The sequence below is a fragment of the Pseudomonas sp. SWRI111 genome (assembly GCF_014268555.1).
GTDB lineage: Bacteria > Pseudomonadota > Gammaproteobacteria > Pseudomonadales > Pseudomonadaceae > Aquipseudomonas > Aquipseudomonas hamedanensis.
Window position 1 is genome coordinate 35,771 of sequence record NZ_JABWQQ010000005.1, and the last position, 16,797, is coordinate 52,567.

Below are 16,797 nucleotides of genomic sequence, written 5' to 3' on the forward strand. Positions count from 1 at the left end.
TAGCTGAGCAGAGTGAGGCAAGCAATGACTGAACACGTTCAAGTCGGTGGCCTGCAGGTCGCCAAAGTCCTGTTCGACTTCGTGAACAACGAAGCCATTCCCGGTACCGGCCTCACCGCCGAACAATTCTGGGACGGTGCCGACAAGGTCATTCACGACCTGGCGCCGAAGAACAAAGCCCTACTCGCCAAACGCGATGACTTCCAGGCGCGCATCGATGCCTGGCACCAGCAGCATGCCGGCCAGGCTCACGACGCCGTGGCGTACAAGGCTTTCCTGCAAGAGATCGGTTATCTGCTGCCAGAAGCGGCTGATTTCCAGGCCACGACGCAAAACGTCGACGATGAAATCGCCCGTACCGCCGGCCCGCAACTCGTGGTGCCGGTGATGAACGCTCGCTTCGCACTCAATGCCTCGAACGCTCGCTGGGGTTCGCTGTATGACGCCCTCTACGGCACCGACGCGATCAGCGAAGAAGGTGGCGCCGAAAAAGGCAAAGGCAAAGGCTACAACAAGGTGCGTGGCGACAAAGTCATCGCCTTCGCCCGGGCCTTCCTCGACGAAGCGGTACCGCTGGCTGCCGGTTCCCACGTCGATTCGACCGGCTACAAAATCGCTGACGGCAAACTGGTGGTAACGCTGAAGGGCGGCAGCAACAGCGGCCTGCGCGATGACGCTCAGCTGATCGGTTTCCAGGGCGACGCCAACGCGCCGATCGCGATTCTGCTCAAGCACAACGGCCTGCACTTCGAAATCCAGATCGATGCCAGCACCCCGGTCGGCCAGACCGATGCCGCCGGCGTCAAAGACATCCTGATGGAAGCGGCGCTGACCACCATCATGGACTGCGAAGACTCCGTGGCCGCCGTCGATGCCGACGACAAAGTGGTGATCTACCGCAACTGGCTCGGCCTGATGAAGGGCGACCTGGCGGAAGAAGTCGCCAAGGGCGGCCAGACCTTCACCCGCACCATGAACCCGGATCGCACCTACACCGCGCCCAATGGCGGTGAAGTCACCTTGCACGGCCGTTCGCTGTTGTTCGTGCGCAACGTCGGTCACCTGATGACCATCGACGCGATCCTCGACAAGCACGGCAACGAAGTGCCGGAAGGCATCCTCGACGGCCTGATCACTTGCCTGGCGGCGGTGCACAACCTCAACGGCAATACTTCGCGGCGCAACACCCGCACCGGTTCGGTCTACATCGTCAAACCGAAAATGCATGGCCCGGAAGAAGCCGCGTTCACCAACGAGCTGTTCGGGCGCATCGAAGATGTCCTGCGCTTGCCGCGCAACACCCTGAAAGTCGGGATCATGGACGAGGAACGCCGCACCACGGTCAACCTCAAGGCCTGCATCAAGGCCGCGAGCGAGCGCGTGGTGTTCATCAACACCGGTTTCCTCGACCGCACCGGCGACGAAATCCACACCTCCATGGAAGCCGGCCCAGTGGTGCGCAAGGCTGACATGAAGGCCGAGAAGTGGATCGGCGCCTATGAGAACTGGAACGTCGATATCGGTTTGAGCACCGGCCTGCAAGGTCGCGCGCAAATCGGTAAAGGCATGTGGGCGATGCCGGACCTGATGGCTGCGATGCTTGAACAGAAAATCGCTCACCCACTGGCCGGCGCCAACACCGCCTGGGTGCCATCGCCAACCGCCGCTGCGCTGCACGCGCTGCATTACCACAAGGTCGACGTGTTCGCCCGTCAGGCCGAACTGGCCAAACGCGCCCGCGCCTCGGTGGACGACATCCTGACCATCCCGCTGGCAGTGAACCCGAACTGGACGCCAGAGCAGATCAAGCACGAACTGGACAATAACGCCCAGGGCATTCTTGGCTACGTGGTGCGCTGGATCGATCAGGGCGTCGGTTGTTCGAAAGTGCCGGACATCAATGACATCGGCCTGATGGAAGACCGTGCGACGCTGCGTATTTCCAGCCAGCACATCGCCAACTGGTTGCGCCACGGCATCGTCACCCAGGACCAGGTCATGGAAAGCCTCAAGCGCATGGCGCCGGTGGTCGACCGTCAGAACGCCAACGACCCGCTGTATCGTCCGCTCGCCCCGGATTTCGACCGCAACATCGCCTTCCAGGCGGCGGTCGAACTGGTGATCGACGGCACCAAACAGCCGAACGGCTACACCGAGCCGGTGCTGCACCGTCGTCGTCGTGAGTTCAAGAAGGCCAACGGTCTGTAACGTGCGTTGATGCTGGAAATGAAAAGGCCCTGATTGGAAGATCAGGGCCTTTTTCATTGGAGAACCGAAATTCCACTATCACTCGAGAGCCAATGTGGGAGCGGGCTTGCTCGCGAAAGCGCCCTGTCTGTCGACATCAATGTTGAATGCCGGTCCGCATTCGCGAGCAAGCCCGCTCCCACATTGGATTTTCGTTGGTTCGCAATGTCAGGGTTCAATGCCCAATTCGTGTTTCACCAACCCCAGCAACTTCTGCGTATCAATCGGCTTGAGCAGAAAATCCACCACGCTCAGATGCATCGCCTCGATCGCGTCTTTCACGTCGGCATCGCCGGAGACAATGATGATCGGCATCGCTGCCCGCACCGACTCGCGAACCTGCCGGATCAGCTCCAGGCCATCGACGTTGCCCATGCGCAGATCGGTAATCACCAGCCCGATCGAAGGCTTTTCGTCGAGCATTTTCAGCGCGGTTTCACCGCTGGCCGCGGTCATGCAGCGAATCCCGTCCAGCGCGAGAATTTCCGACAACAGTTCCCGGGCATCCTTGTCGTCATCGACGATCAAGACACGCTGCGGCGGCAGATCGGGTTCGAGCATCACTGCGCTGAGCGCTTCACGCTCGGCATCGCTCAAAATATCGTGGTCGGACATGGCGTTCTCTAAGTGTTCCAAACAATCATCTGGCAAGTCGTCAGACATCGCCAGACAGCGCTTCAATGTGCACTTCGTCGGATTTTTTTCCAAGGGGCAACGGCACGCTTTTCCGGGCTTTTGCGTAGGGTATTTCCGAAATGTTGCCAATGGTGGCAAAACCTAGACTTACGTCCAATGGGCACCCCGCCTGTGGGGGAAGACCATGGTTGCCACGATCCGACAACAACAATTCGAAAAAGACTGCGGTAATGGTTATGAGTAAAGCGGACGCCTTCACCCAGGCAGGGAAAACCGCGGTTTTGCAGAATATTCAGGGCACCCTGCAATTCCTCCAGCGCTTCCCGCCCTTCAATCAGATGGAACACGCCCACCTCGCTTATCTGGTGGAGCAATGTCAGCTGCGTTTTTTCGCCCAGGGCGAGAGCATCATCAAACCCGCCGACGGCCCGGTCGAACATTTCCATATCGTCAAGCAGGGTCGCGTGGTCGGCGAACGCCAGCACATCACCAAACCCGGCACCGAAACCACCTTTGAAATCACCACCGGCGAATGCTTTCCGCTGGCGGCCCTGCTCGGTGAGCGCGCCACACGCACCGAACATCTGGCGGGCGAAGATACTTTCTGCCTGCAACTGAACAAACTGGCGTTCATCAAACTGTTCGCCCTGTCCAGCACCTTCCGTGATTTCGCTTTGCGCGGGGTCAGCAGCCTGCTCGATCAGGTCAACCAGCAGGTGCAGCAAAAAGCCGTGGAAACCCTCGGCACGCAATATTCGTTGAACACCCGTCTGGGTGAGCTGGCGATGCGGCATCCGGTAACGTGCAGCGCGGACACGCCATTGCGCGAGGCGGTAAAGCTGATGCACGAGCAACAGGTCGGCAGCATCGTCGCGGTGGATGAGCACAAGGCGCCGCTGGGGATTTTTACGCTGCGCGATCTACGCCATGTGGTGGCCGAAGGTGCCGGCGATTTCAGCGATGCCATCGAACAGCACATGACCCGCGCACCGTTCTATCTGTCACCGGATCACAGCGCATTCGACGCAGCGATCGCCATGACCGAGCGGCACATTGCGCACGTTTGCCTGGTCAAGGATCAGCGCCTGTGTGGCGTGGTCTCCGAGCGCGACCTGTTCAGTCTGCAACGGGTCGATCTGGTCCACTTGGCCCGAACGATTCGCAGTGCCCAGCGGGTTGAACAACTGGTAATCCTGCGCGGTGAGATCGGCCAACTGGTCGAACGCATGCTCGCCCACGGCGCATCCTCAACGCAGATCACTCACATCATCACCTTGCTCAACGATCACACCGTATGCCGGGTGATCGAACTGACCCTCGCCGAAAAAGGCGATCCCGGCGTGCCGTTCAGCTGGTTGTGCTTCGGCAGCGAAGGTCGCCGCGAACAAACGCTGCACACCGATCAGGACAACGGCATCCTGTTCGACGCCCGCGATGCGGTGCACGCAGCGGAGATTCGCGGCAAGTTGCTGCCGATTGCCCAGCAGATCAACCAGAGTCTGGCGCAGTGTGGCTTCACCCTGTGCAAGGGCAACATCATGGCCGGCAACCCCGAGCTGTGTCTGTCGCGGGCCGAATGGGCGCGGCGCTTCGCGGCATTTATTCGAGAAGCGACGCCAGAGAACCTGTTGGGCTCAAGCATTTATTTCGACCTGCGCGTGGTCTGGGGCGATGAGCAAGGCTGCGAGCAATTGCGCAGAGGCATTCTCGAGCAGGTCGGCGATAACCGTTTGTTCCAGCGCATGCTGGCTGAAAACGCGCTGCGCAATCGCCCGCCGGTGGGCCGATTCCGTGAGTTCGTGCTGGCACGCAAGAATGGCGAGAAAGCCACGCTGGATCTGAAAATCCAGGGCCTGACGCCGTTCGTGGATGGCGCTCGATTGCTGGCGCTGGCCAACGGCATCGACGCCAACAACACCCTCGAACGCTTCCGCCAACTGGTGGACAAAGAGGTGATCGAACCGCTAGACGGCGCGGCGTATGAAGAGGCCTATCACTTCATTCAGCAAACGCGGATGCAACAGCATCAATTACAGACCCGCGAGAATCTGCCGTACTCCAACCGCGTCGATCCCGACAGCCTCAATCATCTGGACCGGCGCATCCTGCGTGAATCCCTGCGCCAGGCGCAGCGTCTGCAAAGCAGCCTGACCTTGCGGTATCAGCTATGAGCCTGTTTTCCTGGCTGCGCCCGGCCAGTCCTGTAGTGCCGGCGGCGCTGCAACAGCGTCTGGCAAAGTTGCCAGTCATCACCGGGCTGAGCGAATGCAGCCTGCGCGAGCAGCGTTGGGTGGTGCTGGATCTGGAAACCACCGGCCTCAATATCAACAAGGACCGCGTGCTGTCGATTGGCGCGGTGGCCATCGAGGACGGCGCGATCGATTTCAGCCAGCAGTTCGAGCGCACCTTGCAATGTAGTGAGTTGAAGGTCAGCCCAAGCGTGCTGATTCATGGGTTGGGGCCAAATGCGATTGCCGCCGGCAGTGACCCGGCCGAGGCCCTCTTGGAGTTCATGGAGTTTGTCGGCGACAGCCCGTTGCTGGCGTTCCATGCGCCGTTCGATCAGCACATGCTCGGGCGCGCGTTGAAGGAACATCTGGGGCATAAGTTGCAGCATGTGTTTCTGGACGTGGCGGATATCGCGCCATTGCTGTGTCCACAAGCGAACATTCGCGAAGCCGGCCTCGATGAATGGATCGAGTGGTTCCGGCTTGAAGTGTTCGAGCGGCATAACGCGGGTGCCGATGCGCTGGCCACGGCGGAACTGGCGTTGATTCTGTTCAGCCGGGCGCGGGCGCAGCAGATTCACAGTCCGTTGAATCTGCAGCAGCGGCTGGGTCAGTGGAAGCGACGGCAGCAGGCACCGTCCTTTTAGCTTTTCGACGCCTGTCCGACCGCCTTCGCGAGCAGGCTCGTTCCCACAAGGCAGCGCGTTGCCTCATATCACCTGACCAGTGGCCAATTGCTAACCATTCCCACCTCTGCCAGAATCGCGAACAATTCGCGTTAGTTAATATTTCCCAATCGGTGATGTCCGGTGTCGTCAGTCCCAAGTCCCCGCAGTGAGCTCGTCGGTGCGATGTATCGCGACCATCGCGGTTGGCTGCTGGCGTGGTTGCGGCGCAATGTCGCCTGCCCGCAACGCGCCGAGGACTTGAGCCAGGACACGTTCGTGCGCCTGCTCAACCGCGACGAACTGCTGACACCACGCGAACCGCGGGCGTTTCTGGTGGCGATCGCCAAAGGCCTGCTGTTCGATTATTTCCGCCGCGCCGCGCTGGAACAGGCCTACCTCACCGAGTTGATGCTGATCCCCGCAGGCGAACAACCGTCGGTGGAGGAACAGCAGATGATCCTCGACGACCTCAAGGCCATCGACCGCCTGCTCGGCAAGCTGTCGACCAAGGCCCGCGCCGCCTTCCTTTATAACCGCCTCGATGGCCTCAGCCATGCCGAAATCGCCGACAAGCTGGGCGTCTCGGTGCCGCGCGTGCGGCAGTATCTGGCGCAAGGCATGCGCCAGTGTTACGTGGCGCTGTACGGTGAGCCGACATGAGCCCGGCCAGTTCCAGGCCGGTGCCGGCCCATGTGCTGGACGCGGCGATTGCCTGGCAGTTGACCCTCGATTCGAGCACGGCGCTGGAACGTGAGGAGTTCGCCAAATGGCACGCGGCCCATGAAGAACACGCCCGCGCCTGGCGCCAGTTGGGCATGCTCGATCAGCGCTTCAGCGTTGCCAAGGGCCCGGCGCGCAGTGCGTTGCTGCAATCGCGCGAAGGCATTCGCCGGCGCGTGCGCAAGTTGGGCAGCGGACTCGCCAGCGTTTTGCTGGTGGCCGGTCTGGGTCTGTTTGTCAGTGAGCGTTATCTGCCGCTGGACTACTGGCTCGCCGATCAGCGCACCGCTACCGGCGAACAGCGCACCCTGCGCTTGCCCGACGGCACCCTGCTCAATCTCAACACCCACAGCGCGGTGGATGTGCGCTTCGATGAGCAGCGCCGTTTGGTCGTGCTGCAGGAAGGCGAAATCCTCGTCGAGACTGGCCATGGCGATGCGCGGCCGTTCATCGTCGAAACCCGCGAAGGCCGCATGCGCGCCCTGGGTACACGGTTTCTGGTCAAGCGCGAAGAGCAAGGCACGCGCCTGAGCGTGTTGCAGTCGGCGGTCGCCGCACAGGCGCAAGGCAACCCGGCAGAACAGATTCTGCGCGAAGGCCAGCAAGTGCTGCTGCGCAGCGACGGGCTGGGCTCAATTGTCGCGCTCGACCCCGGCGCCGATGCGTGGACGCGCGGCATGCTGGTGGTGGATAACGCGCGGCTAGGGGATCTGGTGCAGGAGCTGGGACGCTATCGGCGCGGCCATCTGGGCGTGGCGCCGGACGTGGCGGACCTGCGCATCACCGGCAGCTTCCCGTTGCATGACACCGACAAAGCCCTGAGCGCATTGCTGCCGACCCTGCCGGTGCAGATCGAGCGGCACACAGAGTATTGGGTGACTGTGGCGAAGGCTGAGACCAAACCCGAGTAATGCGGCGTCTGAGCGGCCGCCTTCGGGAGCAAGCCCCCTCCCACATTTGAAACGCATTCTCCTTGTGGGAGCGGGCTTGCTCGCGAATGGGCCGTTAGCCACAGCACCAGAAACAGGCTCAACCCAGATATCGGCAGCCCCGGTAAACCGAAATAATTTCCACCCAGCCCTATCACTTTTCGAATCTCGTCCGGCACACAGGCAATTGAGAAATATTTCCATTCAGGAGCCGCCGTATGTCCCGTTCGCTAGACACCTTGTTGCGTCCCAGTCTGCTTGCCATTGCCATTGCTTGCGGGACACCGCTGATCAGCAGCCCGCTGCTCGCTGCTGAACAAGCGTCCAGCGTGCGCGCCTACAACCTGCCGGCGGCGCCGCTGTCGACCACGCTGAACCAGATCGCCAGCCAGGGCGGCCTCGCGCTGTCGTTGAACCCGTCGCTGGCGGCCGGCAAGACCTCGGCGCCGGTCAACGGTCAATATGACCCTGCCGGCGCCCTGCGTGCAGCGCTGCGCGGCACCGGTCTGCAACTGGAACAAAGCAGCGCCGGTACCTACACCCTGGTGGCCGTGCCCGACGGCACGATGGCCCTGCCGGAAACCGCGATCATCGGCGTGGAAAACCTGGAAAGTGCCTGGGGCCCGGTCGAGGGCTATACCGCGACCCGCACCGCCGCCGGTACCAAGACCGACACCGCACTGGTCGAAGCACCGCGTTCGATTTCCGTTGCCACCCGTCAGCAAATGGACGACCGCAGCGTGCACAGCCTCGATGACGCCGTGCGCTACATGCCGGGTATCACCGCCAGCAGCTACGGCAGCGACACGCGCGCTGACTGGCTGCGTGTACGCGGTTTCGAACCGACCCAGTTCCTCGATGGCCTGCCGCTGCCCAAGGGCGTGTACGCCAACCCGAAACAGGAAACCTGGAACCTCGACCGCCTCGCCCTGCTGCGCGGCCCGGCCTCGTCGGTGTACGGCCAGACCCCGCCGGGCGGCCTGCTCGACATGGTCAGCCGGCGTCCCAGCGCCGAAGCCAGCAGCGAAATCCAGCTGCAATACGGCAGCGACAATCACCGCCAGATCAACTTTGCCAGCACCGGCAAGATCGATGACGCCGGGCAGTTTCTCTACGGCATCAGCGGCGTGGTGCGCGACAGCGGCACGCAGGTCGATCATGTCGACAACAAGCGCTACAACATCGCGCCGAGCCTGACCTGGAATATCGATGACGACACCAAATTCACCCTGCTGAGCCAGTTCACCCGCGACGACACCGGCATCACCAGCCAGTTTTTGCCGATCCAGGGCACCAAAATCAAATCGCCGTTCGGTGATATTTCTCACCATAAAAATCTCGGCGATCCGGACTGGGAATATTACGACCGCACTTACTACGCGCTGGGTTACGCCTTTGAGCATCGGTTGAACGATGTCTGGCAGTTCAAGCAGAACCTGCGTTATACCAAGTCGGATTTGTCGTTCCAATCGCTGACGCCCGGTTCCTACCCGTTCACGACCGTGGATGAGCAGGGCAACGTCGGCCGCACCAGCACGAGCGTCGACGAGGACATCAGCCAGTTCGCCGTCGACAACAACTTCCAGGCCGACTTCTCTACCGGTGATATCCGCCACACCCTGCTGCTGGGCCTGGACCACCAGCGCAGCAACACCAACTACACCTCAATCTTCGGCGATGGCCTGACCACCAACGTGATCACGCCGATCTACGGCCAGCCGATCGTGCGCCCGGCGCGCTCCACAGCGTTTTACGACTACAACCAGAAAACCTTCCAGACCGGTCTCTACGTTCAGGACCAGATGGCCCTCGACCAATGGCGCCTGACCCTCGGCGGTCGTGAAGACTGGGTGCACACCAGCACTGAGTTCTTTAACAAGGGCGATGCGACAAATACCCAGCGCGACAAACAATTCAGCGGCAACGCCGCGCTCAGCTATGTGTTCGACAACGGCTTTGTACCGTACCTGTCGTATGCCGAATCCTTCCAGCCGACCACGGGTGCCGACGCCACCTCGACCGGTTCGCTCAAGCCAACCGAAGGCAAGCAGTGGGAACTGGGTATCAAATACCAGCCACCGGGCAGCAAAACCCTGCTGACCGCCGCCGTGTATGACCTCACCCAGAAGAACGTGTCGGTCAACACCTTCGTCAACAATGTCTCGATCACCAGCCAGGCCGGCGAAGTGAAGGTCAAGGGCCTGGAACTGGAAGCGGTCTCCGACGTGACCGACAACCTGAAAGTCATCGCCGCCTACACCCTGGCCAAGTCCGAAGTGCAGAACGGCGTCGACAAGGGCAACCGCCTGCAATTGATGCCAAACCAGCAAGCCTCGCTGTGGACCGACTACACCTGGCACACCGGCGTGCTCGACGGTTTCGGCGTGGGCGCCGGCGTGCGTTACACCGGCAACACCTACGGCGACAAGGCCAACACCTGGCTGGGCAAGGCTGACGCCTACACCGTGTTCGACGCTTCGGTGCATTACGACCTCGGCCGCCTGGACAACAGCCTCAAAGGCGCGTCGCTGGCAGTCAACGCGACCAACCTGTTCGACAAGGACTACATTTCCACCTGCGACGGCTTCTATTGCTATTACGGCGACCAGCGCAGCGTGGTCGCCAGCGCGACTTACAAGTGGTAAGCCAGTGAGCTGAAACAGGCCCTGTTACCAGGCCGTCCTCCGTGGACGGCTTTGGTGCTTTTGAAGGTCATGAAATGAAAAGTAAAACAATTCGTCGCTGGTCGTTCATCCACACCTGGACCAGCCTGATTTGCACCGTGTTTTTGCTGATGCTGGCACTGACCGGTCTGCCGCTGATTTTCCATCACGAGATCGAGCACCTGCTCGGCGATGCACCTGAAGTGCGCGAGATGCGGGCCGACACACCGCGGCTGAATCTGGCACAGTTGGTCGCGGCGGCTGAAAAACATCGCCCCGATGATGTCGTGCAGTACTTCGGCTTCGACGACGATGAGCCGAACGCCGTGCTGACCATCATGGCGAAAACCGCGGGCACCGAGCCGAACGCTTCCCACACGTTCATGCTCGATGCACGCACCGGTGAAGCGCTGGAAACGCCTTCGGCCAACGGCGGCTTGATGCTGTTCATCCTGCGCCTGCACGTCGACATGTTTGCCGGATTGCCTGGCAAGCTGCTGCTGGCGTTCATGGGTCTGCTGTTTGTCGTGGCGATTGTCTCCGGAACGGTGCTGTACCTGCCGTTCATGCGCCGCTTGAAGTTCGGCACCGTGCGCCAGGACAAATCCACACGCCTGCGCTGGCTCGACCTGCATAACCTGATTGGCGTCGTGACCCTGACGTGGTGCCTGGTGGTGGGCGTGACCGGGGTGATCAGCGCCTGCGCCGACCTGCTGATCGCCGCGTGGCGCAACGACGCGCTGACCACGCTGATCGCGCCGTATCGCGATGCACCGCCGCTAACCAGACTGGCACCGGCCACGCGCCTGCTCGATATCGCCGCTGAAGTGGCACCGGGCATGAAACCCGACTTCATCGCTTTCCCCGGCACACGATTTTCCAGCGAACACCATTACTCGGTGTTCATGAAGGGCGGCACGCACCTGACCTCGCACCTGCTGACGCCGGTGCTGATCGATGCCACGACCCTGCAAGTCACCGCCGTGGCCGAACGCCCGTGGTACATGGACGCCATGGGCATGTCGCAGCCGCTGCACTTCGGTGATTACGGCGGCATGCCGATGAAAATCCTTTGGGCGACGCTGGATGTGCTGACCATCATCGTGCTGGCGAGCGGCGTGTATCTGTGGGTGGTGCGGCGTAAAGCGGCCAGACCGGTGCTGGAAACCGCGGAGGCTTCGGCATGAAACCGCGTCAGTCGAGTTTCTGGAAAGTCTTCAGCACGCCGATTGTGATTGCGCTGCTCAGTGCCGGGGGGTTGTTTGCGGCGTTGCTCGGGGATGGACTCTGGGATGCGTTGAGCTGGGTCGGGCTTGGCGTGCCGGCGGTCTTGGCCATAAAGGGATTAATGCGGCGAAGCTGAAATCCCGTGTAGGAGTGAGCCTGCTCGCGATAGCGGACTAATGTTCAACATCGATGTTGACTGACCCAACGTCATCGCGAGCAGGCTCACTCCTACAAGGGATCGGTAACAGGCTATGCTGCCCGATCATTGTCCTGATCGAGACCTTGCCCATGTCCGCCCCCAGCATGACCCTGTACCACAACACCCTGTCGCCCTTCGTCCGCAAAGTCATGGTGCTGCTGCACGAAACCGGTCAGCAGGATCGCGTCGCCCTGCAGGACTGTGTGCTCAGCCCGGTCAGCCCGGACCCGGCGCTGATCGCCGACAACCCGCTGAGCAAGATCCCCGCCCTGCGCCTGGCCGATGGCAATGTCATCCATGACAGCCGGGTGATTCTCGAATACCTCGACCAGCAGCACGTCGGCAACCCGCTGATCCCCCGCGAAGGCGCGGCGCGCTGGCGGCGGTTGACCCTGGCGTCGATGGCCGACGGGATCATGGATGCCTCGGTGATGGTGCGATACGAAACCGTTTTACGCCCGGTAGAGAAGCACTGGGACGAATGGCTCGACGCCCAGCGCGACAAGATTCGCCGCGCCCTGGCCGTGTTGGAACAGGATGCGATTGCCGAGCTGACCAGCCATTTCGATGTCGCGGCGATCAGCGTGGCGTGTGCGCTGGGTTATCTCGACCTGCGCTTCCCCGACCTGGACTGGCGCGCGGCCAACCCGCAACTGGCCAACTGGTATTTTGAGGTGAGTCAGCGACCGTCCATGGTTGCGACAATGCCCAAGCCCTGATTCTGCGGCGCTTGCTCGGCCCCTATCGCAAGCAGGCTCACTCCCACAGGATTGGTGCCATACCCGAATCCAATGTGGGAGCGAGCCTGCTCGCGAATGCACCCCCTCGGTTCCGGCGGTAGCGCTGCAACAATCAGCGTCAGCAAAACCGCGACTTCCCTCCGCTCATCTCTTAACCCGCTCATCCCATCGCCTCCACATCAAACTCAAGCGCTTTGGCCGGTTTCAACCCAATCCCGTACCAGTCCAGTTTGCGCGTCAGCACCATGAACACTCCGAGCAAGCCGAACAGCAGCAGCGAGCCCATCAACAGCGCGTAATCCTCGGCGCTCAGCAAGCCATAAAGCAGGCCGTACAACGCCGCCAGCCCCGCCGAAAAACTCAAGCCATGCCACGCGCTGCGCAGCACATGACTGACATAGAAGCCGATCAGTAGCACGCAGCCACTGGCCGACAGCACGTACGCCAGGGCAAAACCGATGTGTTCCGACAACGACAGCAGTAACAGGTAAAAGAACGCCAGCGCCACGCCGACCAAGGCGTATTGCACCGGGTGCACCGCGAGGCTCTTGAGCACTTCGAAGAGGAAGAAACCGGCGAACGTCAGGACGATAAACAGCAGCGCGTATTTGATCGCCCGATCGCTTTTCAGGTACTGATCCACCGGATCGATGAAGCTCACGCCGAAGCTGCGGCCGGTAAACGCCTCGCACTCGTTGCTATTGACGCAACGGCTCATGGCGTCTTGCAGGTTGGTAGAGAAGAATGTGGTCTGCCAGTCAGCACTGAAACCGGCGTCGCTGATTTCCCGTTTGCCCGGCAGGAAGTTGCCGACAAAACTGGGGTGCGGCCAGTTGGCAGTCAGGCTGACGCTGCTGGTCCTGCCCACCGGCAACACCTGCAATGAACCGGTGCCTTGCAGGCGCAGGTCGAAACCGAAGCTCAGTTCGGTGGTTTTGCCGGTGTCCAACAGCGGCAGCGTCACGCGAACGCCTTCACCGAGCCAGCCGACCTGAGTACCGGGAACGAAGTCCAGGCGCTGGCCGTCGAGTTCCAGTTGCAGTGCGTTTTCGATCCCGCGGATGTCGCTGATACCGACCGCGAGGAACGGCGCGTCAAAACGGTAATCGCTGAAGTCTTCTTTAATCCCCAACTGCGCCGGTAACGAGAAATGACCGTTGATGCGGTTATCGGCGTGAAACAGCCGCGCTTCATAAATGCCCCGGGCGCGCAGCTCGGTCTGCACCTGGCCGTCGAGCTCGAAGCGCTCCGGCAGGAAATACAGACGACCGCGCTCCTCAGTCGGTTCGTCATAGCGCTTGTTGGTTTTATCGTGGGTCTTCCAGTTATGGATCACTTTGCGATACGGCACCACCATCACCGGCCCGCTCAGTTGCTGGCTATAACTGGAACTGCGGGCGATGTCTTCGAGCACGCCGTCGCGCAGTTGCTGACGCTCGTCGATGACGCCGTCGATCATCAGCAACGGGATCAGCAACAGCAGGATCAGCAGGGCAATGGCGCCGAGCTTGATGGTCAGATTCTTGTTCATGGGACTCTCCCTGTTTGGATGAGGGGAGTCTGGTCATGCGCTGTGGTGGGAATGTGAGCGGAATATGGAGATTGTGTGGAGATGTTCCGGCCCCTTCGCGAGCAAGCCCGCTCCCACATTGGTTATGCGTCGTTCACCAATCCGTGTGGGAGCGGGCTTGCTCGCGAAGGCAGCGACACGGTCTCAGGGCAGGCGCAATACCACTTCAACCCCGCCCTCGACATTGGCAATGCGCATCCCCCCGCCATGCAACTTGACCACTTCCTCGACAAAATTCAGCCCCAGCCCGGTACTTTTACGCCCGGTGTCCGGGCGCGGCAACGAGTAGAACCGCTCGGTCAAACGCGGCAAGGCGTAATCGGGGATCGGCGCGGTCTGGTTGAACAGACGACATTCGATCTGCTCGCCGACCCGCTCGGCATTGAAGCGCAACACGCCTTGCGCCGGGGTGAAATCCAGCGCGTTTTCCAGCAGATTGCCCAAGGCCTGGCGCAGCAGGAACGGCTCGCCAATCAGCAGCAGATCGCTGCCGATCGCTTGCTCGACACGCAGTTGTTTCCCCTCGATCCGCGCCGCTTGGGCGCTCAATAGTTGCTCGACCAACACCGAAAGCGGCACCGCCACTCGCTCTTCCAGGCCTTGGCGTTGTTCGACCTGCGCCAGGTTGAGCAAGCGTTCGATCAACTGTTGCATGCGCGCACTTTCGCTGTCGATATTGCCGACAAAGCGCAGGCGCTGAACCGTTGGCATCTCCGCCAGCAGCAACTCCGCCGCACCGCGAATCGCCGCCAGCGGGCTTTTCAGTTCGTGGGTCAGCGTGTGTACATAGCGCTCGACGTAGGCCTTGCCTTCCAGTTGCGTGCGCATCTGCTCGACCGCCGTGGCGAGTTGCGCAAGTTCACCGCCGCGATAGTGCGGCACTTCCACCCGCCGCCCCTCGCTCACGGCTTGTGCATAACCGGTCAGGCGATGCAGCGCGCGGCTCAGCCACCACGACAGCAAGGCGCCGAACAACAGACCGAGACCGATCAGGCCGGCACCGTAAATCAGCAGGCGCCGTTCAGTGCGATCGACATATGGCTGCAGCGAACTGTTGGGCTTGGCCACGGTGACCACGCCGATGATCTTGCCGTTGTCACGGATCGGCGCGCCAACGTGCATGACCGACGAACCCGGATCATCGGCGTCGCTGCGGCTGGAGCGCGCGCCGTACTCGCCGCGCAGGGTCAGGTAGACGTCATTCCAGCGCGAGTAATCCTGACCGACCGCCACGCCACTGGAATCGAGCACGACGATGCCTTTGGCGTCGGTGACATAGATGCGATGGTTGACCTGATTCTTCGGCAGTCCCCAGATCGTCGCTTGCGGCTGGCGCTCGCCATAGGCACGCAGCAATTGCGGCCAGCGGTTCTCGCTGAGGGTGCCGGCCTTGAAATCGTCGCGCAGGATTTCCGCCATCAGGTTGGCGGTATCGACCAGTGTCTCTTCGGTGGACTGACGCACGCCGGGGCGGATTTCCTCCATCACCGTGTTCAGTACGAAATAACCGGTCAGGCCGACAAACAGCACGTACACCAGAAAAATGCGCAGGCCCAACGACATCAGCTATGCCCCGGACTGTAGCTGTAGCCGAGGCCACGATGGGTCTGGATCGGCTCCGCGTCGGCGCGCACCAGGCGCAGCTTGGCACGTACGCTTTTGATGTGGCTGTCGATGCTGCGTTCGTAACCGGCATCCGCGGCAACGCCCAGCGCATCGAGCAATTGCTCGCGGCTGAAAACCCGCTCGGGTTGTTCGAGCAGGCATTGCAGCAGACGGAACTCATGACGGGTCAGGCTCAGTGCCTGGCCGCGATAGCTGATTTGCACGCGTTCGGGATCGATGCGAAACAGCGCGGAACCGGTTTCCACGGTGGGGCGCGGCGCGATGCGCTTGAGGATGGCTTTGACCCGCGCCGCCACTTCGCGCGGGCTGAACGGCTTGACCACGTAATCGTCAGCGCCGATCTCCAGCCCCACCACGCGGTCGATCTCGGCATCGCGGGCGCTGAGGAACAGCACCGGCACTTCGGTGAAGCGCCGCAGTTGCTTGCAGGTCTCGAAGCCACTGATGTCCGGCAGGCCGATGTCGAGAATGATCAGGTCGGCCGGGGTCTGCCGCTGATGCTCCAGCGCCGCCGCGCCGAGGCTCAGCCACGTGGTGGTGAACCCCTCGCCCTGTAAGGCAAATATCAGCGTGTCGGCAATCGCCGCTTCGTCTTCGACAATGAGAATGTGCGGCATGGCGTCCGAGCCCGTGGCAGGTAATGCGCGAACGGTGCCCCAAGCCCGGCGCTACGTCAATCAGACCACTTAGCAGTCAGGCTTGTCGGCGGTGTAGCGCCGTGCCGGATTGACTGCCGCGCCGAACTCGCGCAAGGCCTTGGCACCGATCAGCAGCGGGTAATTGAAGTGGCTGCGATCGGTCAGGTTGACCTCGACGGTGCGCTTGACGTTGCCCAGGCACAATTCCAGATCGACCACCGGGCGCTTGGCGGCATCGCTGGCGTCGCGCTCTTCATCGTCCTCGTCGGAGCGGCTTTTGATCTTGCTGATGCGCGCCACCTTGTGTTCGAAGACCTTGTTGCTGGCGTCCTTGGTGGCGAGGCGAAAACGCACCCAGTCTTCGCCGTCGCGGGTGAAGGTCTCGATGTCCTTGGCCGACAGCGAGGCGGTCAGCGCGCCGGTGTCCATCTTGGCCTTGAGCACTTCGCCGCCGATTTCCGGCAGCGCGATGTATTCGTAACGCCCGTACAGGGTCGGCTCGGCGGCCATGACCGGCAGGGCGACAAGGGCAAACAGAGCAAGGAGGGATTTCACGTAGGGGGCTTCCTTGGAAAAATTTATGGGCGGCAGGCGCGAGATTTTAGACACCAGCGAAGTCATTCGTTCGCCATCGGCCGCCTTCGCGGGCAAGCCCGCTCCCACAGGGTGAACGCATTTCAAATTGTGGGAGCGGGCTTGCTCGCGA

The 16,797-nt window shown here is 61.5% G+C and carries 14 protein-coding genes; 9 read left to right on the top strand and 5 right to left on the bottom strand.

Features of this window, described 5'->3' with window-relative positions:
• Positions 1 to 24 precede the first annotated feature (24 nt).
• Positions 25 to 2,208: a malate synthase G gene (locus HU755_RS08415; protein ID WP_186631486.1), complete on the top strand. Its 2,184-nt coding sequence runs from the start codon at positions 25 to 27 to the stop codon at positions 2,206 to 2,208.
• A gap of 207 nt (positions 2,209 to 2,415) precedes the next feature.
• On the opposite strand, the gene HU755_RS08420 is transcribed toward HU755_RS08415, so the two are convergent.
• On the bottom strand, positions 2,416 to 2,862 hold the full coding sequence (locus tag HU755_RS08420; protein WP_186631489.1) for a response regulator: 447 nt from the start codon (positions 2,860 to 2,862) through the stop codon (positions 2,416 to 2,418).
• Positions 2,863 to 3,113: 251 nt separating this feature from the next.
• Between HU755_RS08420 and HU755_RS08425 the strand changes: the two genes are divergently transcribed.
• The 8 genes from HU755_RS08425 to HU755_RS08460 all read left to right on the top strand — a co-directional run bounded on the left by HU755_RS08425 (position 3,114) and on the right by HU755_RS08460 (position 12,236).
• Positions 3,114 to 5,054, top strand: coding sequence for a DUF294 nucleotidyltransferase-like domain-containing protein (locus HU755_RS08425; protein WP_186631492.1), 1,941 nt, complete (start codon positions 3,114 to 3,116; stop codon positions 5,052 to 5,054).
• Complete coding sequence (locus HU755_RS08430) at positions 5,051 to 5,758, top strand: PolC-type DNA polymerase III (RefSeq protein WP_186631495.1); 708 nt, start codon at positions 5,051 to 5,053, stop codon at positions 5,756 to 5,758. The genes HU755_RS08425 and HU755_RS08430 overlap by 4 nt, the downstream gene beginning before the upstream one ends.
• Positions 5,759 to 5,962: 204 nt before the next feature.
• On the top strand, positions 5,963 to 6,439 hold the full coding sequence (locus HU755_RS08435; RefSeq protein WP_189663999.1) for an RNA polymerase sigma factor: 477 nt from the start codon (positions 5,963 to 5,965) through the stop codon (positions 6,437 to 6,439).
• Positions 6,436 to 7,410, top strand: a complete 975-nt coding sequence (locus tag HU755_RS08440; RefSeq protein WP_186631502.1) for a FecR domain-containing protein — start codon at positions 6,436 to 6,438, stop codon at positions 7,408 to 7,410. Before HU755_RS08435 ends, HU755_RS08440 begins: the two co-directional genes overlap by 4 nt.
• 236 nt (positions 7,411 to 7,646) lie before the next feature.
• On the top strand, positions 7,647 to 10,073 hold the full coding sequence (locus HU755_RS08445) for a TonB-dependent siderophore receptor (RefSeq protein WP_186631505.1): 2,427 nt from the start codon (positions 7,647 to 7,649) through the stop codon (positions 10,071 to 10,073).
• 74 nt (positions 10,074 to 10,147) lie between these two features.
• Positions 10,148 to 11,278 (top strand): PepSY domain-containing protein, encoded by a 1,131-nt coding sequence (locus tag HU755_RS08450; protein ID WP_186631508.1) that lies wholly within the window; start codon positions 10,148 to 10,150, stop codon positions 11,276 to 11,278.
• Positions 11,275 to 11,454: a hypothetical protein gene (locus HU755_RS08455; protein ID WP_186631511.1), complete on the top strand. Its 180-nt coding sequence runs from the start codon at positions 11,275 to 11,277 to the stop codon at positions 11,452 to 11,454. The genes HU755_RS08450 and HU755_RS08455 overlap by 4 nt, the downstream gene beginning before the upstream one ends.
• A 152-nt stretch (positions 11,455 to 11,606) precedes the next feature.
• Positions 11,607 to 12,236 (top strand): glutathione S-transferase, encoded by a 630-nt coding sequence (locus HU755_RS08460; protein WP_186631514.1) that lies wholly within the window; start codon positions 11,607 to 11,609, stop codon positions 12,234 to 12,236.
• Positions 12,237 to 12,417: 181 nt separating this feature from the next.
• On the opposite strand, the gene creD is transcribed toward HU755_RS08460, so the two are convergent.
• The 4 genes from creD to HU755_RS08480 all read right to left on the bottom strand — a co-directional run bounded on the left by creD (position 12,418) and on the right by HU755_RS08480 (position 16,646).
• Complete coding sequence (creD, locus tag HU755_RS08465) at positions 12,418 to 13,788, bottom strand: cell envelope integrity protein CreD (RefSeq protein WP_186631517.1); 1,371 nt, start codon at positions 13,786 to 13,788, stop codon at positions 12,418 to 12,420.
• A 183-nt stretch (positions 13,789 to 13,971) separates the two neighbouring features.
• Positions 13,972 to 15,390: a two-component system sensor histidine kinase CreC gene (gene creC / locus HU755_RS08470; RefSeq protein WP_186631520.1), complete on the bottom strand. Its 1,419-nt coding sequence runs from the start codon at positions 15,388 to 15,390 to the stop codon at positions 13,972 to 13,974.
• Positions 15,390 to 16,070 (bottom strand): two-component system response regulator CreB, encoded by a 681-nt coding sequence (gene creB, locus HU755_RS08475; RefSeq protein ID WP_186631523.1) that lies wholly within the window; start codon positions 16,068 to 16,070, stop codon positions 15,390 to 15,392. The genes creC and creB overlap by 1 nt, the downstream gene beginning before the upstream one ends.
• Before the next feature lie 69 nt (positions 16,071 to 16,139).
• Positions 16,140 to 16,646, bottom strand: a complete 507-nt coding sequence (locus HU755_RS08480; RefSeq protein WP_186549203.1) for an ATP-dependent zinc protease — start codon at positions 16,644 to 16,646, stop codon at positions 16,140 to 16,142.
• Positions 16,647 to 16,797 lie beyond the last annotated feature (151 nt).